Source organism: Cereibacter johrii, from assembly GCF_001720585.1.
Classification (GTDB): Bacteria; Pseudomonadota; Alphaproteobacteria; order Rhodobacterales; family Rhodobacteraceae; genus Cereibacter_A; species Cereibacter_A johrii.
Genome location: NZ_MABH01000133.1, coordinates 22,531 through 43,964, shown reverse-complemented (window position 1 = coordinate 43,964; position 21,434 = coordinate 22,531). Strand labels below are relative to the sequence as shown.

Sequence of the window (21,434 nt, the reverse complement as noted above, 5' to 3'; positions counted from 1 at the left end):
GGACAGGCTTACCGCGCCAGCGCGCGGGCCAAGGCGTGATAGGATGCTTTCGGGGTGCGCTGCAAGTTCTGGAAGTCGACATGAACCAGGCCGAAGCGCTGGTCGTAACCGAAGGCCCATTCGAAATTGTCGAGAAGGGACCAGACATGGTAGCCCCGGACCGGCACGCCCTGAGCCATCGCCCTCCGCACCGCGGCGAGATGGCCCTCGAGATAGGCGATGCGGTCGGTATCCTCCACCTTGCCCGCCTGAAGCCGGTCGGCGGCGACCATGCCGTTCTCGGTCACGATGAGCGGGAGACCGCGGGTGTAGCCCTCGTGAATGCGAAGCAGGATGTCGCTGAGGCCCTCGGGATGGATCTCCCAGCCCATCCGCGTCCGCGGCAGGGGGCCTTCCACCTCGGACAGGCCGGGCCAGGGGCCGGGTGCGGCCGCCACCAGCTTGCGGGTGTAGTAATTGATCCCGAACCAGTCGAGCGGCTGGGCGATGCGGTCGAGGTCCTTCTCCCATCCGCGGGGCAGGTGCGGCGCGAGCCCGTCGAGGGCTTCCTCGGGATATTGACGGTTGAAGAGGGCCGAGACGAACCAGCGGTTTATCAGGGCGTCGTGCCGGCGGGTCGCTGCGGCCGCGGCCTCGCTGCCGTCGGCGGGGATCGCAGGCTCGAAGTTGCAGACCGCTCCGAGATTGCCCACGCCGAGCCCCCGGGCGGTCTCGATCGCGGCGCCGTGGGCGAGGAGCACATGGTGCATCGCCCGGGCCGCGGCGCGGATGTCGCGCAGCCCCGGCGCGTGACGGCCGAGGAAGTGCGACAGCCAGGCCACGCACCAGGGCTCGTTCACGGGCGCGGTGGACCAGACCCGGTCGCCGATGCGCCCGAGCAGCACCTCGGTATAATCCGCGAACCAGCCCGCGATGTCGCGGTTGCGCCAGCCCCCCAGATCCTGCAGCGCCGAGGGCAGTTCCCAGTGGTAGAGCGTGAGGGCGGGCTTCAGTCCGCGGGCGAGCTGTCCGTCGACCAGACGGTCGTAGAAGTCGAGCCCCTCGGCATTCACCGCCCCACGGCCCTCGGGCATCACCCGGGCCCAGGATGCCGAGAAGCGGTAGCTGTCGAAGCCCGCATCGCGCACGAGATCGAGATCCTCCTCCCACCGGTGGTAATGGTCGCAGGCGCGGCGGCCAGTCTCGGCATGGGCCACATTGCCGGGGGCGGCGGCGAAATCGTCCCAATGGGTGCGGCCCGCGCCTCCCGCGCCGTGGCCCTCGATCTGATAGGCCGAGGTGGCCACTCCGAACAGGAAATCGGCGGGAAAATCGGCGCGGGAAAAGGTCATGGAAGGCTCCGTCAAGGCTGTCGTGCGGCGAGGCCGGCGCGGATCGGGGCGGGCCGGCGGCGGGCGGGCGGGAGGGGTCCCCGAAGGCGGGACATGCCGGACCGCTGCCCGAACGGATGATCCCCGGCCCTTCTCGAACGGCCGTCCGGCGGCGGCGGTTCCGCCGAGAGGGGAACCGGGGGCCGCCGGGCGACGTTGCGACTTCGAGGCAACCGGGCATCTGCCGCCGGCGGTTGGGCTTTCCTGCCACGGGAGGGGCAGGCGGGAGCCCGCGGAGAGCCCGATCTCTTGTGTATCTGGTGGGGAGGACGCGATGAAGGCGAGGGGTCCCGCGATTGCGGCCGCGCTGGCACTGGTCTCCGGCCCGCTTGCGGGGCAGGAGCTGAAGTTCCCCCCGGGCGCGGATGCGCGCTTTCACTGGGACAGTTTCGAGGCGCTGAAGGGCCAGGACCTCTCCGGGCAGCGGCTGACGATCCTCGGGCCCTGGCTCGGGCCCGACAAGGCGCTGTTCGACTCGGTCATCGCCTATTTCGAGGCAGCGACCGGTGCCGAGGTGACCTACAACGGCTCGGACAATTTCGAGCAGCAGATCGTGATCGACGCGGGCGCGGGCTCGCCTCCCGACATAGCGGTCTTTCCCCAGCCGGGTCTGGCGCGGGATCTGGCCTCGAAGGGGCAGCTCGCGCCGCTCGATCCGGCCACGGCCGACTGGCTGCGCGAGAATTATGCCGCGGGCGAGAGCTGGGTGAGCCTCGGGACCTTTCCCGGGCGAGACGGCACCGAAGCGCTCTACGGCTTCTTCTACAAGATCGATGTGAAATCGCTCGTCTGGTATGTGCCCGAGAATTTCGCGGACTTCGGCTACGAGATCCCCGCCACGATGGAGGAGCTGCGCGCCCTGACCGAGCGCATGGTTGCGGACGGGGTGACGCCCTGGTGCGTGGGCCTCGCCTCGGGCGGGGCCACCGGATGGCCCGCGACCGACTGGGTCGAGGACATGATGCTGCGCATCAACCCTCCCGAGGTCTACGATCGATGGACCTCGAACGAGATCCCGTTCGACGATCCGCAGGTGGTGGCTGCCATCGAGGAATTCGGCTGGTTCGCCCGCACGCCCGACTTCGTGGCGGGAGGCCCAAATGCCGTGGCCGCGACCGACTTCCGCGACAGTCCGAAGGGCCTGTTCTCCGCGCCGCCGCAGTGCTTCATGCACAAGCAGGCGAGCTTCATCCCCTCGTTCTTCCCCGAGGGCACGGTGATCGGCGAGGATGCGGATTTCTTCTATCTGCCGGCCTATGCCGACCGCGATCTGGGCCAGCCGGTGCTGGGGGCGGGCACGGTCTTCGGCCTCACCCGCGACACGCCGGTGGCGCGCGCCTTCCTCGAGTTCCTGAAGACGCCCATCGCGCACGAGGTCTGGATGGCGCAGACCGGGTTCCTCACCCCGTTCACCGGCGTGAATACCGATGTCTACGGGGATCCCACGCTGCGCAAGATGGGGGAGATCCTGCTCAATGCCACGACCTTCCGTTTCGACGGCTCGGACCTGATGCCGGGCGCCGTGGGGGCGGGAGCCTTCTGGACCGGCATGATCGACTACATGGGCGGCAAGGGTGCCGAGCGTGTGGGCGCCGACATCCAGCGGACCTGGGATACGTTCAAGTGAGGCGGCGGGCGGCCGCGCAGCGCCCCGGCGATCCGGGGCGGCAGGCGGCGCGCTCCGCGGGGAGGAAGGAGGCGGCATGGACCAGCTGATGATGGCGGGGGGCACCATCGTGGTGGGGGTGTTCGGCTGCGTGGCCTATTTCTTCGCCGCCAACCTGATCCTCGATGCGGTCTATCCCGCCAAAGGCCCCCGGGCCGGCGCCAACATCTCCCGGGCGAGCGCGATCCGGCCCTGGCTCTTCCTCCTGCCCGCGATCCTGCTGCTCGGCATCTATCTCGTCTATCCGGTCTTCGTCTCGATCTGGCTCTCGCTGCGCGATGCGAGCGGCGAGGAGTTCGTGGGCCTCGCCAATTACGAATGGCTGGTGAACGACAGCAAGTTCCGCGAGTCGATCCGCAACAACTTCCTGTGGCTTCTCGTCGTGCCCGCGGCCTCGACCTTCTTCGGGCTGGTCGCGGCCGCGCTGACCGACCGGATCCGCTGGGGCAACCTCGCCAAGGCGCTGATCTTCATGCCGATGGCGATTTCCTTCGTCGGCGCTTCGGTGATCTGGAAATTCATCTACGACTACCGGGGCGAGGGGCGCGAGGAGATCGGCCTGCTGAACGCGGTGATCGAGGCGCTGGGGGGCACCGAGCAGACCTGGCTCGCCATCCCGTTCTGGAACAACTTCTTCCTGATGGCGGTGCTGATCTGGATCCAGACGGGCTTTGCCATGGTGATCCTCTCGGCCGCATTGCGCGGCATCCCCGAGGAGACGGTCGAGGCCGCGGTTCTGGACGGGGCCTCGCCCCTGCAGATCTTCCTCAGGATCAAGGTGCCGCAGATCTGGGGCACGATCGCGGTGGTCTGGACCACGATCACCATCCTCGTGCTCAAGGTCTTCGACATCGTGCTGGCCATGACCAATGGACAGTGGGGCACGCAGGTGCTGGCCAACCTCATGTTCGACTGGATGTTTCGCGGCAACGACGCGGGCCGGGCCTCGGCCGTGGCGCTGGTCATCATGGTGCTCGTGACGCCGATCATGATCTGGAACATCGCCAACGCCCGGAAGGAGACCCGCTGATGGACAACATCGCCGGCACCCGATCGAGCCTCGTCTGGGCGGTCCATCTGGCCGTGCTGGCGCTGGTCCTGCTCTGGACGCTGCCCACGGTGGGGCTCCTCGTCTCGTCCTTCCGCGACCGCGACCAGATTGCGGCGACGGGCTGGTGGGCCGCGCTCTTTCCGGCGGAGGAGCGCATGGTGGTGCGGCTCGCCGGGGCGGGCGAGCAGCGCCAAGAGGGCGATCTGTGGGTTGTCGAGGGCGATCTGATCGAGGAGGGCACGCTCAACCGCTTCGGCACCTCGGCGCGCGCGCCCTTCGCCCATGCCGCGGGAGAGACGGGGGAGCTTGCGAACGGCGGCCGCGTGAAGGTCGAGGCCGACGGCAGCTACCGCGCCGAGGCGGCGCAGCCCTTCGGGGAACGCGGCCCGCGGCTCTTCGTGGCGGTCGATACCGCGCCGCGCTTCACGACCGCCAATTACGAGCGCGTGCTGTTTGCCGAAGGGATCGGCCGCGCCTTCCTCAACACCATGACGGTGACGATCCCTGCCACGATCATCCCGATCCTCGTGGCGGCCTTCGCGGCCTATGCGCTGGCCTGGATGGAATTCCCCGGCCGGGCGCTTCTGATCGCGGCCGTGGTGGGGCTTCTGGTGGTGCCGCTGCAGCTGGCGCTGATCCCGCTTCTGCAGCTCCACAATGCGGTGGGGATCGGCAAGGATTACCTCGGGATCTGGCTCGCCCATTCGGCCTTCGGCCTGCCGCTCGCGATCTACCTGTTGCGCAACTACATGGTGGGCCTGCCGCGCGAGATCATCGAGAGCGCCCGCGTCGATGGCGCCACGGACTTCCAGATCTTCGTCAAGATCATCCTGCCGCTGTCGTTTCCGGCTCTGGCGAGTTTTGCGATCTTCCAGTTCCTCTGGACCTGGAACGACCTTCTCGTGGCCACCGTGTTCCTGTCGAACACGCCCGAGCAGCTGGTGATGACGGGCGTCTTGCGCGAGCTGCTGGGGTCGCGCGGCGGCGACTGGGAGATCCTCGCCGCCTCGGCCTTCGTCTCGATCGCGGTGCCGATCGTCGTGTTCTTCGCGATGCAGCGCTACCTCGTGCGCGGGCTGCTGGCGGGGTCGGTGAAATGAGCGAGCTCCGGAAGGGAGGGGACAATGGCTGATCTGAAACTGACCGGGGTCGAGAAGGCCTATGGCGAGGTGCGCGTGCTGCGCGACATCGACCTGACCATCGAGAAGGGCGAGCTCATCGTCTTTGTCGGGCCTTCGGGCTGCGGCAAGTCCACGCTCCTGCGGATGATCGCGGGGCTCGAGCGGATCACCGGCGGCACGCTCGAGATCGACGGGCAGGTGGTCAACGACGTGCCGCCCGCGCAGCGCGGCATCGCCATGGTGTTCCAGAGCTATGCGCTTTATCCGCACATGACCGTGCGGCAGAACATGGAATTCGCGCTGAACATCGCGGGCAAGTCGAAGGCCGAGATCGCCCGCGCGGTCGAGAACGCGGCCCGGATCCTGCAGCTCACGCCCTATCTCGACCGGCTGCCCCGCGCGCTCTCCGGCGGGCAGCGCCAGCGGGTCGCCATCGGCCGGGCCATCGTGCGCGATCCCAAGGTCTATCTCTTCGACGAGCCGCTCTCGAACCTCGATGCGGCGCTCCGGGTCGCCACGCGGATCGAGATCGCCCAGCTCAAGGAGAAGATGCCCGACCGGACGATGATCTATGTCACGCACGATCAGGTCGAGGCGATGACGCTTGCGAGCCGCATCGTCGTGCTGGAGGGCGGCGGGATCAGCCAGGTGGGCACGCCGCTCGAACTCTACACCCGCCCGCAGAACGCCTTCGTGGCCCGCTTCATCGGCTCGCCCGCGATGAACCTTCTGCCGGGCGAGATCGTCGAGACCGGGCCCGAGACGGTCGTGCGGCTCGATTCAGGCGGCGTGGCGCGCACGGCGATCCCGACGGGCCCCGAGGATCTGGGGCTGCTGGTCGATCTCGGTGTGCGCCCCGAGGATCTGGTCGAGACCGATGGCCCCGCCCTCTACGAGGGCGAAGTCGAGATCACCGAGGCTCTGGGCGAGGTGACGCTTCTCTATTTCGTGCCGCGCGACGAGGAGGGGCAGGTGGTGGCGAAGCTGCCCGGCATTCAGGCCGACCTGCGCCACCGGACCGTGCGCCTCGGAGCCGACCCCGCACGGCTGCATCTCTTCCACGAGGGCCAGTCGCTGCTCTACCGCGACCGGACGGAGCTCGCCCGGGCCTGAGGGAGAAACGCGCGCTCCCTTGCCGGCCATCAAGGCCCGCGTCTCCTGTCGCGGTTCAGCCCTGCGAGCAGGCATAGAGCGACACGAGGGCAAGCACGAGGGCCGCGACGCCGATCCAGGTGACGCGCCGCGATTCCTTCTTCTTGTCGGGGACCGGCCTCGAGGGAGGCGGCTGGCGAGGCTGCGTCCGTCCGATCCCTTCGGCCGGTGCCGCCATGGCCGTGGCGGCTTCGGGGCGCGTCCCGGCTCCGGCAGGATTTGCGGGCGGGCGGGGGTCCGCCCCGCGCTCGGGGACAGGGCCGCCGGGGTCGCGCCGCTCGTCCGGCGGACCGGCCTCGGGTTGGCGGGTGGGGCCGGGCTGCTGCGCCGCATCGCCGGGTGCGGGGCCTCGGGTGGGTCTGTCGTCGCTCATCGGATCCTCCGGGTTGCTTCCCTGCGCAACCGGAACGGCGGGCGATTGTTTCCGGCGGCGGGGGCGACTACCCTCTGCCGCCGGATGCGCTTGCGCAGTAACCGCTTCTCGAAGGTCGTTCCATGTCCCGTCCGCCGGTCTTTCCTCCGCCCCAGTTTCCGCCGCCCCGGCCGCGCCCGTTCCAGCGCACGCCGCCCGCGATCTTCCCGCCGATCCTCGGCCTTCTCGCGCTCGGGCTCGGGTTGCGCCGCGCGGCAGAGATCTGGGGCCTGCCCGCAGGACTGGCCGAGGCGGTGCTGGGCGCCACCACGGGCCTCGGCGCCTTCGCGGTGGCGGCCTATGCGGCGAAGGTCGCGCAGCGGCCGGGCGTGGTGATCGAGGATCTGCGTGTGCTGCCCGGCCGCGCGGGGCTCGCCGCGCTGGTGCTGGGGCTGCTCGTCCTTGCCGCGGTGCTCGTGCCCTACGGCCCCGCGGCCGCGCGGGCGGTGCTGGTCGCGGGCCTCGGGATGCAGACGCTCCTTGCCGTTACGGTGGCCGCGCTCCTTCTCTCCGGGCCGAAGGAAGGGCGCGTGGTGACGCCTGCCTGGCATCTGCATTTCGTGGGATTCATCATCGGCGGGCTCACCGCCGCGCCGGTGGGCTGGCCGGGGCTGGGGACGGCGCTTCTGGCCTTCTGCGCGCCGGTGGCTGCGGCGATCTGGATCGCCTCCCTCGTCCAGTTCGCGCGGCGCGTGCCGCCGCCGCCGCTCCGCCCGCTGCTCGCGATCCATCTCGCGCCCGCGGCGCTGCTGGGTCTCGTGGCGGGGCAGCAGGGGCTGCCGCTGATGGCGCAGCTTGGCGCGGCGGCCGGAGGCGTGCTGCTTCTGGCCTTCCTCGCCTCCGCCCGGTGGCTTCTTGCGGGCGGCTTCAGCCCGCTCTGGGGCGCGCTGACCTTTCCGCTTGCGGCCTATGCCGGGCTTCTCCTCGTCGTCTGGCCTTTGGCCGGGGCGGTGATGCTGGCGGCGGCGGCGATCGTCATTCCGCCCATCGCGGTGAAGATCCTGCAGGAGTGGGCGAAGGGACGCCTCGCCGTCCGCACCAACGCGGCGCAGGCCTGACGCTCGGGGCCCGGCCGGACCCTGCCGCCGCCGCCCAAGGCGGTCCGGGCCGCGCTGGACCGCCGATCCTCCGGGACGTCGGGGCTCGCGCCCGGGCACCCGGTTCCTTCGCAGGATCAGCCGGTTTCCGCTTGCCTTCCCTGCGCCCTCATGAAACAGGGAACCGCCAAACGATCCCATCCAAGGAATACCCCATGGAGATTCGCGAGGCTCTCACCTTCGATGACGTCCTTCTCGTTCCCGCCGCCAGCAGTGTGCTGCCGTCGGATGCGGATACGTCGACCTTCGTCACGAAGGCGATCCGCATGAACATTCCGCTTCTGTCCTCGGCCATGGACACGGTGACCGAGGGACGCATGGCCATCGCCATGGCGCAGGCGGGCGGGATCGGCGTGATCCACCGCAACCTCGGCATCGAGGAACAGGCGCGCGAGGTGAGCCGCGTGAAGCGGTTCGAGAGCGGCATCGTCTATGCCCCGATCACGCTGCGCCCCGACCAGACGCTCGCCGATGCAAAGGCCCTGCAGGAGCGTTACAACGTGACGGGCTTCCCCGTGGTGGACGAGAGCGGCCGCGTGGTGGGGATCGTGACCAACCGCGACATGCGCTTCGCCAACGACGACCGGACGCCGGTCAAGGTCATGATGACCTCGGACAATCTGGCGATCCTGCAGGAGCCCGCGGACCGCGACACGGCCATCAGCCTGATGAAGGCGCGCCGGATCGAGAAGCTTCTGGTGACGGACGGGCAGGGCAAGCTCACGGGGCTTCTCACGCTCAAGGATACCGAGAAATCCGTGCTGAACCCGAATGCCTGCAAGGACGAGCTGGGCCGGCTCCGGGTCGCTGCGGCCTCGACCGTGGGCGAGGCGGGCTTCGAGCGCAGCCAGGCCCTGATCGAGGCGGGCGTCGACATGGTGGTGATCGACACGGCGCACGGCCATTCGGAAGGCGTGTCGCTCGCGGTCGAGCGGATCAAGGCCTTCTCGAACTCGGTGCAGGTGGTGGCGGGCAACGTCGCCACCGCCGAGGCCACGCGGGCCCTGATCGGCGCGGGCGCGGATGCGGTCAAGGTGGGGATCGGCCCCGGGTCGATCTGCACGACGCGCATCGTGGCGGGCGTGGGCGTGCCGCAGCTGACCGCGATCATGGATGCCGCGGGGGCGGCCGGCGACGTGCCGGTGATCGCCGATGGCGGCATCAAGTTCTCGGGCGATTTCGCCAAGGCCATCGCCGCCGGCGCCTCCTGCGCCATGGTGGGCTCGGCCATCGCGGGCACCGACGAGAGCCCAGGCGAGGTGATCCTCTATCAGGGCCGCAGCTTCAAGAGCTACCGCGGCATGGGCTCGCTCGGCGCCATGGCCCGCGGCTCGGCCGACCGCTACTTCCAGAAGGACGCGGCTTCGGACAAGCTGGTGCCGGAGGGGATCGAGGGGCAGGTGCCCTACAAGGGTCCGGCCGCGGCGGTGATCCACCAGATGGTCGGGGGCCTCCGCGCCGCCATGGGCTACACCGGCAACCGCACCGTGGCCGAGATGCGGCAGGGCTGCCGCTTCGTCCGCATCACGGGCGCCGGGCTGAAGGAGAGCCACGTCCACGACGTGCAGATCACGCGCGAGAGCCCGAACTACCGGCTCGGCTGATGGGCCCGTCCGTCCCGGGCAGCCCTTGCCCGGGACGGAGTCCGACCGACGAGCCTCGGACGACAGCGGCAGCGAACCCGATGCCGGAGGCTGCACAGATGCGGCGGCGACGCGCCATCGCCGAACCCTCTTCGCCCAGACTTCGGGCCGGAGGTCAGCTCCTGCCTCCGAGCGGGACAGGGTGCCTGCTGAGGGCCACCGCCCTCAGGCCCGAGGGGGCCGCCCGGCGGCGCGCGGCGGCAGGCGGCAGGCCCGCGAGCGTCCGGTGCTTGGCCACGGTTCTCCGTGCGACATGGATGCCGCGCCGGGCCAGCGCCTCGACGATCTCGCCATCCTCCAGCGGCGCCTGTGCGCTCTCGGCGGCGATCGTCTCGCGGATCAGGGCCTGAAGGGCCGGCGCGCTGAGCGCTCCGGTTCCCTCGGCCAGCCGCGCGCAGAACAGATCGCGCACCGCCACGAGGCCGCGCGGGGTCGCCATCAGCAACCCATTGACCGTGCGGCTGATCGTGCTCGGGTGCAGCGCGAGCGCCTGGGCCGCCTCGCCGATCCCCAGTGCGGTGAGGGCGGCCGGCCCCTGCTCCAGAAAGGCGCGCTGGCGCTCCACCACCAGCGCGCCTACGGCAAGCAGGGTCCGTCCCCGCAGGCCGGTCGCCTTGGCCAGAGACAGCGCCTCCTGATGCATCCGGCGGACATCGGCCGGGCCGCCGTCCGGCAGGGGCGCGACCCGGACCTCGGGCAGCAGCGAGCGGTTCAGGTCGACGCTCCAGCCCGAGGCGGTGCGGCGCGCGAGAAGGTCGGGCTCGCGCAGGGGAGCTTCCTCGGCCGAGAAGGCAGCGCCCGGTTTCGGATCCATGCGCCGGATCAGGTCAAGGCAGCGGCGCACCGTCTGCTCGGCCAGCCCGGCCGCATGCGCCACGGCGGCCGGCCCGTGGGAGGCCAGAAGATCGAGGCGATCCAGCACGGCCGCCATCGCCGGATCGAGCTGTCCCCGGTCGCGGGCCTGCAGCATGAGGCACTCGCGCAGGTCGCGCGCGAAGATGCCGGCGGGCTCCATCTGCTGCAGACGGTGGAGCATCCGCGCCGCCTGCTCCTCGGCACCGGGCGCGAGGCGCGACAGCGGCTGACCCAGCCAGCCCGAGGGCTCGAGCGCCTCGAGCAGGCGGAAGGCAAGCGCCCGGTCCTCGGGCGCGGCCATGGCCATGCGGATCTGCGAGCCGAGCCACGCATGCAGGTCGGGCGGCAGGGCGGCGCTTTCGGGAACAGGCGCGGCGGCGGCTGGCAGCCTCACCCGCAGGAACGGATTGCGCTGCGCCTCGGACGCGATCCGCTCCGCCCAGTCCGCTCCGGTTGCCTCGAGGATCTCGGCGCGCTGCGCGAGAACGGCCCGCTGGGCCAGCCGCTGGCCCAGCCGGAGCTGCATCGACACCATGGTGTGCCCTCGGTGGCGCTCAGTGGGCCGCCGTGGGCGAAGGCGGCGCGCCCGGCTCGCCGCCCTTGCGGGAAGCGATGAAGCGCGCGGCAAGCACCAGCGCGCCCATGGCAAAGTCCGGTCCGTGGGCGGCGATCATCTCGTCGGAGATCCCGGCGAGACGGGCGAAGAAGTCGTCCTTGCTGGCATCCGGGCTGGCATCGGGGGTCATCACGGGTCCTTTCGTTTGGCGATCGGGTCTCACTTGAAGATCATGTCGGGAAGTTCGACGAGGGCGGCGGTTCCGCTCGCCGTGCCGAGGCCCAGATGGCGACCGCCGGGCGCGAAGGCGAGCTCGGTGATCTCGCAGCCGCTGCCGGGAAGCAGAACCAGCTCCTCGGGTCGGCCGAGCCGGGCCAGAACCAGCTCGCCTCCGGCCCGTGAGAAAGCCACCAGATCCCGCGTGGGATGGGCCGCGGCGCGGGTCACCGCCACCGCCGAGGCGGTTCCCGTGGTGAGGGCGCCGCCGTGATCGCCCGCGAAGGGTGGCCGGTCGAGCGACCAGGCCACCAGCCGGAAGGCGCCCGAGGCGACAAGCGTCGGCCCGGAGGCAAGCAGCACCGAGCGGGAGGCGGTCGGAAATCCGGGAAGATGGGCGAGCCGGCCGCTGTCCCGCTCCAGGAGCCAGATGCCCGCACCCTCGCAGGCCCCGGCGATCCAGCGCCCAGACAGCGCGAGCGGTCCCTGCGCCGACGGCAGGGGATGGAGACGGGGAGCCTTCGCGGTGCAAAGCCAGACCCCGTCCGCGGCCGAGACCGCAAGAGCGCCATCCTCGGCAAAGGCCAGCGCGTGCGCATGGGCCTTGAGGATCGTGGCTTCGGTCCCACCGTCTCGCAGCACCCCCCGTCCCGGCAGGGCCAGCGCCAGCTGCCCGTCGACGGGATGGACCGCCAGCGCCTGCACCGGATCCCCTGCCGCGGCGCGCAGCCGGACCACCTGTCCGCGCGGCGTGACCTGATGGACCGATCCATCCGCCCCGCCCACGACGAAGCCGCCGCGGGGCAGCACCGCCATCGCCGCCACCGCGGGCAGCGGTTCGGGCTCGACCAGGGTCGGCAGCGCCCGGCGCCGGGGCCGGATGGTCATGCGCCCGACGTCGCCCTCCATCCGCATCCGCGCCGAGGCGGGCTCGCCATCGGCCACGGCGCCGAGGGCCAGACCGCCCTCCGCGTCCCGGAAGAGGACGGCGGCGCCGGCCGCATCGAACATCACCTCGGCGATGGCGGCCGGGCGCTGCCAGCTTCGGGCCAGGAGGTCGAGAAGTCGGGGGCTGAAGCTCTGGTTCACATCCGTCCTCCTGTGCCGTTTGCCGCAACATCGTGGGCGGCGAGCTGTTCTTCGGCCTCCTCGACGCGCAGGGTGGCCTGCCGGACCTCTGCCAGCGCCTCGGCTATGGCCTCGTCCGGCCCGTCCGCGATCTGCAGCCCGGCCAGTCGCCGTGCCGCCCGCTGCTGCTCGGCGATGCGGCGCGCGACCTCCGCCACCAGACCCGCCCGCTCCCTCATGGCTCGCGCCGCGGCGGACGCACCGCCGCCTCCTGCTCGCGAAGCCGCTCGACCACGGCGCCGATGCCCTCGGCAAAGCGGGCCTCGGCCATCTCGATCAGGCTGGCGATCGCATCCCAGATGTCGACGCGCAGCATCGTCTCGGCATCCGCCGTCAGGGCCTCGATCTCCTGCAGGTGAAACGGGCGGGCAAGGGCGGCGCCCGTGAAGACGAAGTCGCGCATCTCGGCCGCGTGGCTGTCGACGAAGAAGGGCAGCAGCGGATGCTCCTCGGGCGTGGCGCCGGCTTGGGCGAGGCTCCGGGTCAGGAAGGCGCGGAAATGCGCCTGAAGCAGATCCTGGCTCTCGCCCAGAAAGCGCATGGTGAAGATTAGATCCTGCGGCGCGCGCGCCACGAGTTCATTGGCGATGCGCCGCGAGGCGGCTTCGGGCGGGAACGAGGGAACCTGGCTGGCTGGCATGCGCTGTCTCCGCACTGTCCGCTGCCCTCAGCCTAGCAGGGTCCGCGCCGGGCGGATCGGCTCCGGTGACCTTTTACAGACATGTGGGATGACTTTTTTCGGCCCGGGAGCGGGACAGTGTCGCAAGATGTTACGGCGCCGCGTTACAGCTGTATCGTCCCGCTACCTTCGCATCTGCAAAAGGGTGCGCTGCGGCGCGGAAAGGGTTGAAACGGCTGCGAATCATGCCGCCGCACCCGCCGCTGTAAAGGGCCGTGACAGTGGCCGTTACAGCTGTAACGGGCCGTGACCGCTGGCCGCGACGCGCAGGGGTGCGCGAGGCACCCCTGCCGCGCGTGCCGCAGAAAAAATCTTTCCTTTAACCTCAGAATGTTGGCGCTTGAAAAGCCATTTCATCGCGGCCTTTTGCCGCCGGTGGCACCGGCTGTGCGGCAGGAGAAGCACAACAAGTCCGAACGGCCCCCGGGGCCCGGAGGCGCAAGAACGAAGGGAGGAGGCCCGGCGGCACGGTGCGCCGAGGGGCAATGACCTGAACCTTTGCCGTGATCCGCAGACCCAGGGCGGCCCCCGGCCGCATTCCGTGGGAGCAGGCTCCCGCGCCATAGATGGAGGCTCATGGCATGACGTCCCTCACCTTGAACAAGATCACCTCGCAGCGCGGAATCTCCGTGGGCGAGGCGACCAAGAAGATCTCCGACCTCGGGTGGAATCCCACCTATGTTCAGGAGGCGGCGACCTTCCCGACCGACTACAAGATCTCGAAGGCGCCGCGCGATCCGATGAAACAGGTGCTGCGGTCCTACTTCCCCATGCAGGAGGAAAAGGACAACCGCGTCTATGGCGCGCTCGATGCAGCGCTCCGCGGCGACATGTTCCGCAATGTCGAGCCGCGCTGGGTCGAATGGATGAAGCTGTTCCTGGCGATCATCCCGTTCCCGGAGATTTCCGCCGCCCGCTCGATGGCCATGGTGGCCCGCCTTGCCCCCGGCGAGGATCTGCGCACCGGCTTCACCATGCAGATGGTCGATGAGTTCCGCCATTCCACGATTCAGATGAACCTGAAGAAGTGGTACATGGAGAACTACATCGACCCGGCCGGGTTCGACATCACCGAAGAAGCCTTCGGGAAATGCTACGCGACCACCATCGGCCGGCAGTTCGGCGAGGGCTTCATCACCGGCGACACGATGACGGCCGCCTGCATGTATCTGACGGTGGTGGCCGAGACCGCCTTCACCAACACGCTCTTCGTGGCCATGCCCTCGGAAGCGGCGCGCAACGGCGATTATGCGCTGCCGACGGTCTTCCTCTCGGTGCAGTCGGACGAGAGCCGGCACATCGGCAACGGCCATTCGCTCCTGATGGCCGCGCTGAAGGAGCCGGAGAACCACCTGCTGCTGGAACGCGACCTGCGCTACGCCTTCTGGCAGAACCACGCGATCGTCGATGCGGCTATCGGCACCTTCATCGAATATGGCACCACCAACCGCGACAAGGACAAGGAATCCTACGCGGAGATGTGGCACCGCTGGATCTTCGAGGATTACTACCGCACCTACATGCTCCCGCTCGAGAAATACGGGATCAAGGTCCACCATGACGACGTGCAGGAAGCCTGGAACCGGATTACGAAGAAGCACTATGTCCACAAGGTCGCGCAGTTCTTCGCGGTCGGCTGGCCGGTGAACTTCTGGCGGATCGAGGCCCAGACCGACCGCGACTTCGAGTGGTTCGAGCAGAAATATCCCGGCTGGTATGCCGAGTTCGGCGAGTTCTGGCGCTGGTATGCGAAGCTCTCGAAGCCCGGTCAGAAGGTCATCACCTTCAACGAGGAAGTGGGCTACGTCTATCCGCACCGCTGCTGGTCCTGCCTCGTGCCCTGCCTCATCCGCGAGGACATGGTGGTGGACGAGATCGACGGGCAGCTCCACACCTTCGCCCATGAGCTCGACCGCTGGACGGCCGTCGAGGCCTTCTCGGACGAGTATCAGGGCCGGCCGACCCCGGCGATGGGCCGCTTCTCGGGCAAGCGCGAGTGGGAGACGCTCTATCACGGCTGGGATCTGGCCGACGCCATCAAGGACCTGAACTTCGTCCGCGATGACGGTAGGACGCTGACCCCGCAGCCGCACCTGCGCTTCGACGACAAGGACATGTGGACGCTCGACGATGTGCGCGGCCATACGCTGCTCTCGCCGCTCACTCTCCTGCGCGAGATGAGCCCCGAGGCGCGCGAGAAGCACCTCGCCGACTACCGCGCGGGTTTCACCATCAATCCCTGCCACTGACCACGACCGGGGGGCCGGCTGCGGCCCCCTCACCGCAAGGGACGAACGGACGGCAAGGAGGCCGAACCGAATGGGAGAGGTTTACACAGCGGAGAAGCGGCCCGGCGTCGAGGTCGAGATCCACAAGGTCCGGCTGGAGCCGGTGGGTGTGGAGTTCGAGGTCCGCGAGGACGAGACGATCCTCGATGCCGCCTTCCGGCAGGGCATCTCGTTGCCGCACGGCTGCAAGGAGGGCCAGTGCTCGGCCTGCAAATGCGTGCTGACCGAGGGCGAGGTGGAGATGCTGAAATACTCCACCTTCGCCCTGAACGAGAGCGAGCGCGACAGCGGCCATATCCTCATGTGCCGGGCGAAGGCCTATGACGACCTTTGCATCGACCTGCTGAACTACGACGAGGAGGTGCTGTCGAAATCGATCCCCGTCCGAAGCTTCCGGGGCCGCATCTCGAGGTTCGACCGGCTCACCCACGACATCCGCGGGGTGGGGATCGAGATCGACGCTCCCCTGAAATTCTGGGCGGGACAATATGTCGACATCACCGTCGCCACCGAAGAAGGGGAGACGATTACGCGCTCGTTTTCCATGGCAAATCCGCCGAGCGAAACCCAAAGGCTCGGGTTCATCATCAAGAAATATCCCGACGGGAAATTCTCCAACCAGCTCGACAGCGGAGGAATCCGCCTCGGAGCCGAAGTCACCGTCACCGGACCCTACGGGATGTGCTTCCGGCGGGAAGGACGGGACGGACCCGTGATCCTCGTGGGGGCCGGATCGGGAATGTCGCCGGTCTGGTCGATCCTTCAGGATCATCTGGCCAGCGGCGAAGGGCGCGAGGTGCTGTTCTTCTACGGCGCGCGGACGCCTGAAGATCTGTTCCATCTGGACGAGATCGGCGCGCTCACCGAGGCGCATCCGTCGGTGCGCTTCATCCCGGTCCTGTCCCATGCCTCGATCGACTGCGGTTGGACCGGCGAGCGCGGCTTCGTCCATGAGGCGGTCTCGCGCATCCTGCGCGAGGAGGGCCTCGAGGGGCAGGGCGATGTCTATGCCTGCGGGCCGCCACCGATGATCGATGCGCTCCAGCCCGTCCTCTTCATGCTCGATTTCGACAGCGAGCGGATCTTCTTTGACCGCTTCACCACAACTTCCGGCGCCTCGGGGCACTGACGCCGGCCGTTTCATCAGGGAGGAAGACCAATGCCAGCAGTCTCCAGTTCCGTGGGCTCCGGCGCCGCGGGCGCGGCGATCTTCGCCGGCTCCGCCAGCCGCCGCTACAATTACTTCGAACCGCGGGGCAAGCGGGCCACGCATTACGAGGACGTCACCTGCGACGTCCAGCCCGATCCCGAACGCTATCTGATCCAGGACTGGATCATCAGCTTCAACAACGGCAAGGGCGCCTACACGAAGGACAATACCCGGGCGCAGAGCTCGAACTGGCACGCCTTCCGGGCGCCCGATCAGGAATGGGAGCGCACCCATTACCAGCGCCAGTCCAAGATCGAGACCATGGTGCAGTCGGTGATCGCCAATGCCCGCAAGGCGGGCGCGCCGCGGGCCTTCGACCGCGCCTGGATCAAGATCCTCCAGACCCATCTCGGCGCCTGGAAACATGCGGAGTTCGGGCTCGGCACCTCGCTCATGCAGGCGCAGCGCTACGGCTACACGCAGATGATCAACAATGCGACGCTGACCAACGCTTCCTACAAGATGCGGCTCGCGCAGGACATCACGCTCTATCTGGCCGAGATCGGCATGGATATCGACGGCTGGGACGACGAGGCCGGCAAGCGCGCCTGGCTCGAGGATCCGGTCTGGCAGCCCTGCCGCGAGGCGGTCGAGACGATCATGGGGGCGGAAGACTATCTGGAACAGTATTTCGCCATCAACCTGATCTTCGAGCCGCTGGTGGGCGAGCTGTTCCGGTCGGGCTTCCTGATGCAGGCGGCGGCGGCGAACAACGATTTCATCACGCCCCCGGTGATCTCGGCGGCCGAGGCCGACTACGAGCGCAACCTCGCGAACACCATCGACCTGATGTATCTGCTTGCGACGGACAACCGGCATGCCGAGGCCAACCGCGCGCTGATGAGCGCCTGGATCGGCAAGCATGCGACGCTTGCCGACAAGGCGGCCGCGGCCCTGCAGCCGATCTGGTCGCAGCCCCACTCCAAACCCGTGAGCTTCGAGGATGTCCGCGCCGTCTCACACGAGCGGGTGGGCCGGATCCTCGGCGAGCTCGGCCTTTCCCGCTAAGGAGACAGCACATGTCCGTTGCAGCGCGCGACAGCACGAAATCCAACATCTTCAAGTCGATGAAGGACATCACCTTCGAGCAGACGATCTCGCACCAGTGCGGGGTCACCATGAACGACTCGGTCGAGGCCCGCGCCATCGCCGAATTCATGGACCAGGATCCGAAGGTCACCGTCACCTACAACCCGGCGCTTATCCGCATCGACGGCGAGGGCAAGCTGATCTTCAAGATGGATGAGATCAGCGAATTCCTCGGCAAGGAGATGACCGCCGAGATGTTCGAGGTGAACACCTCGACCCACTACGGACGCATGGTCCGGGTGGACGACAATACGGTGATCCTCTTCGGCGACATGGAAGAGGTGATGGACTACATCTGACGACGCCGGGGCGGGCCGCCGCGGCCCGCCTCACCCACGACGCGAAACAGGGAGAGAGCGATGTACAAGACCGCCGACGGCCGCGAGATCTTTGTGGTGGATGCCCACACCCATTTCTGGGACGGCAGCCCCGAGAACCAGCGCAACATCCACGGCAAGCAGTTCATCGACTGCTTCTACGCCTATCATTCGGCGCTGAGCCCGCCGGAGGAGAAGTGGGAGAAGTCGCGTTTCGAGAAATATTCCGAAGATGACATCTACCGCGACCTGTTCGTGGACGGTCCCGACGACATGGCGATCATCCAGACCACGGTGCTGGGCGATTTCTACAAGACCGGCTTCGGCTGCATCGAGCGGTCGAGCCGCATGGCCGCCCGCAACCCCGGACGCTTCATCGTCAACGGCGCCTTCGATCCGCGCGACGGCGAGAAGGCGCTGGAATACATCCACTACATGAAGGAGACGCACGACATCACCGGGGTGAAGCTCTACACCGCCGAGTGGCACGGCGACAGCCGCGGCTGGAAGCTGACCGACCCCGCCGCCTACAGATGCTTCGAGCTGTGCGAGAAGCTCGGCATCCGCAACATGCATGTCCACAAGGGCCCGACGATCATCCCGCTGTCCAAGGACAGTTTCTCGGTGGGCGACGTGGACGATGCCGCCACCGATTTCCAGGGCCTCAACTGGATCGTCGAACATTGCGGCCTGCCGCGGCTCGACGATTTCTGCTGGATCGCGGTGCAGGAGACGAATGTCTTCGGCGGGCTCGCCGTGGCGCTGCCCTTCATCCACACCCGTCCGCGCTATTTCGCAGAGGTGATCGCGGAACTCCTGTTCTGGCTCGGGCCGGACAAGATCCTCTTCGGCTCGGACTATGCGATCTGGACGCCGAAATGGCTGGTCGAGCGGTTCTGGAACTTCCAGATCCCCGAGGACATCGCGGCCGAGCGGGGCGTGCAGCTGACCGACGAGATCAAGGAGAAGATCCTCGGCCTGAACGCGGCGCGGCTCTACGGCATCGACGTCGACGCCAAGCGGCGCGACTTCGCGGACCATCCTGTCCTGATCGCGGCGGAGTGAACCAATGGAGGTGCCGACGACAGGAAAGGCGGCCGCCGTCTGGGCCCGTCTCGCCCGCGTGGCCGATCCCGAGCTGGACGAGCCTGTGACCGAGCTCGGTTTCATCGAGCGCCTCTGCCTGCAGAAGGGGGCGGTCGAGGTGGACTTCCGGCTGCCCACCTACTGGTGCTCGCCCAACTTCGCCTTCCTTATGGCCGAGGGGATCCGGCGCGAGGTGGCGGCCCTGCCGTGGGTCGGGCAGGTGCGGGTGCGCCTGCTCGACCATCTCTTCGCCGACAAGGTGAACCGCGGCGTGAACGAGGGCCTGGCCTTCGGAACCATCTTTGCCGAGGAGGAGGGCGGCGATCTCGAGGAGCTCCGCGCGATCTTCGCCGAAAAGGCCTTCCAGAGGCGACAGGAGGCGGTAATCCTCGCGCTGCGCCGGGCGGGAATGGGGGCGGACGAGATCTGCCGGATGACGCTCGGCGGTCTCGGCCGGGTGCGGCTCGGGGAGGATCCGGGGGCTGCGGAGCTGCCGCGCTACCGCGCCATCCTGCGCGAAACCTTGCGGGCGGTCGATCCGGGCGATCCTGCCTTCGTGACCTGGGGCGGCGAGGCTCTGACGCCCGAGACCCTTCCCGACCACATGGCGCGGCTGCGGGCGGTGCGGATCAACATGGAGTTCAATGGCGCGCTCTGCCGCGGACTTCAGGCGGCCCGCTACCGCACGCAACCGGAGGCGGAGGCGGCGCCGGACCAGCCGGAGCTGATCGACTTCATCCTCAACCGCGTTCCCCCGCGTGAGGCAGCCGCCAGCCGCCTCTGAGCGGCTGGCTTCGACAGGAGCCGCGACCGGTGGGTCGCGACGCACAGACGCCCCGCGATGGCGGCGGCGCAAGGAGGACCATATGCCGAAGAAGATGCTGCACAGCCACGAAGCGCGGAAGGCGCTGGCCCGAGGGGTCGCCCGCCTCGCCGCGGCGGTCGAGCCGACCCTCGGTCCGAAGGGCATGAATGCGATGATCGACCGGCCGGTGGGCACGCCGCTGGTGACGCGCGACGGGGTCTCGATCGCGTCCGAGATCGAGCTGCCCGACCGGTTCGAGAACATGGGCGCGCAGGTGGTGCGCGAGGTTTCGATGCAGACCAACGAGGTGGCGGGAGACGGCACCACCACCGCCATCGTGCTGGCCAATGCCATGATCCAGCAGGGGGTGATCCTGGCCGAGAAGGGCGCGAAGCCTGTCGATCTCTGCCGCGGCATCGAGCTGGCCGTGGGCCGCGTGGTGGGCGCGCTGAAGGAGACGGCGCGCCCGGCCGCCACCGACGAGACCATCCTTGGCGCTGTGGCGCGGATCGCGGCCACCGACGAGACGCTGGGCGCCCTCGTGGCCGAGGCCCATGCGCGGGTGGGCACCAGCGGGGTCATCACGGCCGATTACGGCGTGACGGTCGAGACCACGCTCGAGGTGATCGAGGGCATGTCCTTCGACCGCGGCTATCTCTCGCACCACATGGTCACCGACACCGAGAGCATGGAGGCCCATCTCGCCCGCCCGCTGATCCTGATGACGGATCAGAAGATCAGGGATCCCGAGGCGCTGACCGCCGCCCGCGCGCTTGCACGCGAGGAGGGGCGACCGCTTCTCATCGTGGCCGAGGAGGTCTCGCCCGAGGTGGTGATCTCGCTGCTCGAGGCGCCGGCGCCCGAGCGCTATCTGGTGGTCCATCCGCCGGAATATGGCCACTGGCGGCGCGCGATGATGGACGATCTGGCGATCCTGACCGGGGGACAGGTGCTGGCGCGCGATCTGGGCCACCGGCTCGAGGCGGTGGGCCGGGCGCAGCTCGGCGGCGCGGGCAAGGTGGTGACCAGCGCCAGCCACACCACGATCCTGCGGGGCGAGGGAGATCCGGCCACCGTGGCGGCCCGCCGGGCCCAGGTGCAGCGCCAGTTCGAGGCGGCGCCCCCCAACATCGAGCAGGACAAGCTGCGCGAGAGGGTGGCGAAGCTCTCGGGCGGCACGGCGATCATCCATGCGGGCGGCGTGACGCCCGTCGAGCAGAAGCGCACGATCCAGCTCGTCGAGGATGCGCTGAACGCGGTGCGGGCCGCGGCCGAGGAGGGCGTGGTGCCCGGCGGCGGGACGGCGCTGGCGCAGGTGGCGCCGGTGCTCGACACCCTGACCGGACTTTCGGGCGATGTGGCCGAGGGCGTGCGGCTGGTGCGCTCGGTCCTGACGCGGCCGCTTGCGCGGATCGCGCTGAACCGGGGCAGCGACCCGAATGCCGTGGTCAAGGCCGTGACCGAGGCCGAGCCCGGAACCGGCTTCGACGCAAGCTCGGGCCAGCACCGCGACATGATCGCGGCCGGCATCATCGATCCGGTGCGCGTGACCTCTGCGGCGCTTGCGAATGCGGCCTCGGTCGCGGCGCTAATCCTGACCACCGAGACGCTGGTGGGCCATTTCGACGAGGCGGAGGATCCGACCGAAGGCCCCGCACTCGGCGGCGGCGCCGAACGGCTCGGCCGGCCCTGA

The 21,434-nt window shown here is 68.8% G+C and carries 20 protein-coding genes; 13 read left to right on the top strand and 7 right to left on the bottom strand.

The annotated features are described in order from the left end of the window. Nucleotides 1–8 precede the first annotated feature (8 nt). The gene (locus tag A9O63_RS10725) at nt 9–1,331 is read right to left on the bottom strand and encodes a GH1 family beta-glucosidase (protein WP_069331925.1); all 1,323 of its coding nucleotides are present in this window, start codon (nt 1,329–1,331) and stop codon (nt 9–11) included. Between the two features lie 313 nt (nt 1,332–1,644). Here A9O63_RS10725 and A9O63_RS10720 point away from each other — a divergent pair, with 313 nt between their 5' ends. The 4 genes from A9O63_RS10720 to A9O63_RS10705 all read left to right on the top strand — a co-directional run bounded on the left by A9O63_RS10720 (nt 1,645) and on the right by A9O63_RS10705 (nt 6,321). Then, nucleotides 1,645–2,997 carry an ABC transporter substrate-binding protein gene (locus A9O63_RS10720; protein WP_069331924.1) on the top strand — a complete coding sequence of 451 codons (1,353 nt, stop codon included), beginning with the start codon at nt 1,645–1,647 and terminating at the stop codon, nt 2,995–2,997. 76 nt (nt 2,998–3,073) lie between these two features. Next, nucleotides 3,074–4,066 carry a carbohydrate ABC transporter permease gene (locus tag A9O63_RS10715; RefSeq protein ID WP_069331923.1) on the top strand — a complete coding sequence of 331 codons (993 nt, stop codon included), beginning with the start codon at nt 3,074–3,076 and terminating at the stop codon, nt 4,064–4,066. After that, on the top strand, nt 4,066–5,187 hold the full coding sequence (locus tag A9O63_RS10710; protein ID WP_069331922.1) for a carbohydrate ABC transporter permease: 1,122 nt from the start codon (nt 4,066–4,068) through the stop codon (nt 5,185–5,187). Before A9O63_RS10715 ends, A9O63_RS10710 begins: the two co-directional genes overlap by 1 nt. Before the next feature lie 24 nt (nt 5,188–5,211). Continuing rightward, nucleotides 5,212–6,321, top strand: coding sequence for an ABC transporter ATP-binding protein (locus A9O63_RS10705; RefSeq protein ID WP_069331921.1), 1,110 nt, complete (start codon nt 5,212–5,214; stop codon nt 6,319–6,321). Between the two features lie 55 nt (nt 6,322–6,376). On the opposite strand, the gene A9O63_RS22015 is transcribed toward A9O63_RS10705, so the two are convergent. Beyond that, nucleotides 6,377–6,733, bottom strand: a complete 357-nt coding sequence (locus tag A9O63_RS22015; protein WP_084295783.1) for a hypothetical protein — start codon at nt 6,731–6,733, stop codon at nt 6,377–6,379. 122 nt (nt 6,734–6,855) lie between these two features. Between A9O63_RS22015 and A9O63_RS10700 the strand changes: the two genes are divergently transcribed. Together A9O63_RS10700 and guaB are read left to right on the top strand one after the other, a co-directional pair. Then, entirely contained in the window at nt 6,856–7,830 is a 975-nt protein-coding gene (locus tag A9O63_RS10700; RefSeq protein ID WP_069331920.1) for an SLAC1 family transporter, read from the top strand. Nucleotides 7,831–8,024: 194 nt separating this feature from the next. Then, nucleotides 8,025–9,473: an IMP dehydrogenase gene (gene guaB, locus A9O63_RS10695; protein WP_002720025.1), complete on the top strand. Its 1,449-nt coding sequence runs from the start codon at nt 8,025–8,027 to the stop codon at nt 9,471–9,473. 154 nt (nt 9,474–9,627) lie between these two features. Here the strand turns inward: guaB and A9O63_RS10690 are convergent, their stop codons facing one another. From A9O63_RS10690 to A9O63_RS10670, 5 genes are read right to left on the bottom strand one after another with little or no spacing between them, the layout of a single operon-like run. After that, nucleotides 9,628–10,902, bottom strand: coding sequence for an RNA polymerase factor sigma-54 (locus A9O63_RS10690; protein WP_069331919.1), 1,275 nt, complete (start codon nt 10,900–10,902; stop codon nt 9,628–9,630). A 19-nt stretch (nt 10,903–10,921) separates the two neighbouring features. After that, a complete protein-coding gene (locus A9O63_RS10685) occupies nt 10,922–11,113 on the bottom strand; it encodes a hypothetical protein (protein WP_002720023.1) in 192 nt (63 codons plus the stop codon). Between the two features lie 29 nt (nt 11,114–11,142). Continuing rightward, on the bottom strand, nt 11,143–12,228 hold the full coding sequence (locus A9O63_RS10680) for a WD40 repeat domain-containing protein (RefSeq protein WP_069331918.1): 1,086 nt from the start codon (nt 12,226–12,228) through the stop codon (nt 11,143–11,145). Beyond that, a complete protein-coding gene (locus A9O63_RS10675; protein ID WP_069331917.1) occupies nt 12,225–12,446 on the bottom strand; it encodes a hypothetical protein in 222 nt (73 codons plus the stop codon). The genes A9O63_RS10680 and A9O63_RS10675 overlap by 4 nt, the downstream gene beginning before the upstream one ends. Beyond that, nucleotides 12,443–12,907, bottom strand: a complete 465-nt coding sequence (locus A9O63_RS10670; protein WP_069331916.1) for a hypothetical protein — start codon at nt 12,905–12,907, stop codon at nt 12,443–12,445. The genes A9O63_RS10675 and A9O63_RS10670 overlap by 4 nt, the downstream gene beginning before the upstream one ends. 620 nt (nt 12,908–13,527) lie before the next feature. On the opposite strand from A9O63_RS10670, the gene A9O63_RS10665 reads away from it, so the two are divergent. The 7 genes from A9O63_RS10665 to groEL all read left to right on the top strand — a co-directional run bounded on the left by A9O63_RS10665 (nt 13,528) and on the right by groEL (nt 21,434). After that, on the top strand, nt 13,528–15,195 hold the full coding sequence (locus tag A9O63_RS10665; RefSeq protein ID WP_009562115.1) for an aromatic/alkene/methane monooxygenase hydroxylase/oxygenase subunit alpha: 1,668 nt from the start codon (nt 13,528–13,530) through the stop codon (nt 15,193–15,195). A 70-nt stretch (nt 15,196–15,265) separates the two neighbouring features. Continuing rightward, a complete protein-coding gene (locus A9O63_RS10660; RefSeq protein WP_069331915.1) occupies nt 15,266–16,363 on the top strand; it encodes an NADH:ubiquinone reductase (Na(+)-transporting) subunit F in 1,098 nt (365 codons plus the stop codon). Nucleotides 16,364–16,393: 30 nt separating this feature from the next. Further along, nucleotides 16,394–17,452, top strand: coding sequence for an aromatic/alkene monooxygenase hydroxylase subunit beta (locus A9O63_RS10655; protein ID WP_069331914.1), 1,059 nt, complete (start codon nt 16,394–16,396; stop codon nt 17,450–17,452). 11 nt (nt 17,453–17,463) lie between these two features. After that, nucleotides 17,464–17,832, top strand: coding sequence for an MmoB/DmpM family protein (locus A9O63_RS10650; RefSeq protein ID WP_069331913.1), 369 nt, complete (start codon nt 17,464–17,466; stop codon nt 17,830–17,832). Nucleotides 17,833–17,892: 60 nt separating this feature from the next. Beyond that, the gene (locus A9O63_RS10645; RefSeq protein ID WP_069331912.1) at nt 17,893–18,915 is read left to right on the top strand and encodes an amidohydrolase family protein; all 1,023 of its coding nucleotides are present in this window, start codon (nt 17,893–17,895) and stop codon (nt 18,913–18,915) included. Nucleotides 18,916–18,919: 4 nt separating this feature from the next. Then, entirely contained in the window at nt 18,920–19,720 is an 801-nt protein-coding gene (locus A9O63_RS10640) for an iron-sulfur cluster assembly protein (protein ID WP_069331911.1), read from the top strand. Between the two features lie 82 nt (nt 19,721–19,802). After that, on the top strand, nt 19,803–21,434 hold the full coding sequence (gene groEL, locus A9O63_RS10635; RefSeq protein ID WP_069331910.1) for a molecular chaperone GroEL: 1,632 nt from the start codon (nt 19,803–19,805) through the stop codon (nt 21,432–21,434).

Bases quoted from the DNA above. Each gene is read 5' to 3' on its own strand.
- A9O63_RS10725 (WP_069331925.1), bottom strand. From the start codon at position 1,331: ATGACCTTTTCCCGCGCCGATTTTCCCGCCGATTTCCTGTTCGGAGTG.
- A9O63_RS10720 (WP_069331924.1), top strand. From the start codon at position 1,645: ATGAAGGCGAGGGGTCCCGCGATTGCGGCCGCGCTGGCACTGGTCTCC.
- A9O63_RS10715 (WP_069331923.1), top strand. From the start codon at position 3,074: ATGGACCAGCTGATGATGGCGGGGGGCACCATCGTGGTGGGGGTGTTC.
- A9O63_RS10710 (WP_069331922.1), top strand. From the start codon at position 4,066: ATGGACAACATCGCCGGCACCCGATCGAGCCTCGTCTGGGCGGTCCAT.
- A9O63_RS10705 (WP_069331921.1), top strand. From the start codon at position 5,212: ATGGCTGATCTGAAACTGACCGGGGTCGAGAAGGCCTATGGCGAGGTG.
- A9O63_RS22015 (WP_084295783.1), bottom strand. From the start codon at position 6,733: ATGAGCGACGACAGACCCACCCGAGGCCCCGCACCCGGCGATGCGGCG.
- A9O63_RS10700 (WP_069331920.1), top strand. From the start codon at position 6,856: ATGTCCCGTCCGCCGGTCTTTCCTCCGCCCCAGTTTCCGCCGCCCCGG.
- guaB (WP_002720025.1), top strand. From the start codon at position 8,025: ATGGAGATTCGCGAGGCTCTCACCTTCGATGACGTCCTTCTCGTTCCC.
- A9O63_RS10690 (WP_069331919.1), bottom strand. From the start codon at position 10,902: ATGGTGTCGATGCAGCTCCGGCTGGGCCAGCGGCTGGCCCAGCGGGCC.
- A9O63_RS10685 (WP_002720023.1), bottom strand. From the start codon at position 11,113: ATGACCCCCGATGCCAGCCCGGATGCCAGCAAGGACGACTTCTTCGCC.
- A9O63_RS10675 (WP_069331917.1), bottom strand. From the start codon at position 12,446: ATGAGGGAGCGGGCGGGTCTGGTGGCGGAGGTCGCGCGCCGCATCGCC.
- A9O63_RS10670 (WP_069331916.1), bottom strand. From the start codon at position 12,907: ATGCCAGCCAGCCAGGTTCCCTCGTTCCCGCCCGAAGCCGCCTCGCGG.
- A9O63_RS10665 (WP_009562115.1), top strand. From the start codon at position 13,528: ATGACGTCCCTCACCTTGAACAAGATCACCTCGCAGCGCGGAATCTCC.
- A9O63_RS10660 (WP_069331915.1), top strand. From the start codon at position 15,266: ATGGGAGAGGTTTACACAGCGGAGAAGCGGCCCGGCGTCGAGGTCGAG.
- A9O63_RS10655 (WP_069331914.1), top strand. From the start codon at position 16,394: ATGCCAGCAGTCTCCAGTTCCGTGGGCTCCGGCGCCGCGGGCGCGGCG.
- A9O63_RS10650 (WP_069331913.1), top strand. From the start codon at position 17,464: ATGTCCGTTGCAGCGCGCGACAGCACGAAATCCAACATCTTCAAGTCG.
- A9O63_RS10645 (WP_069331912.1), top strand. From the start codon at position 17,893: ATGTACAAGACCGCCGACGGCCGCGAGATCTTTGTGGTGGATGCCCAC.
- A9O63_RS10640 (WP_069331911.1), top strand. From the start codon at position 18,920: ATGGAGGTGCCGACGACAGGAAAGGCGGCCGCCGTCTGGGCCCGTCTC.
- groEL (WP_069331910.1), top strand. From the start codon at position 19,803: ATGCCGAAGAAGATGCTGCACAGCCACGAAGCGCGGAAGGCGCTGGCC.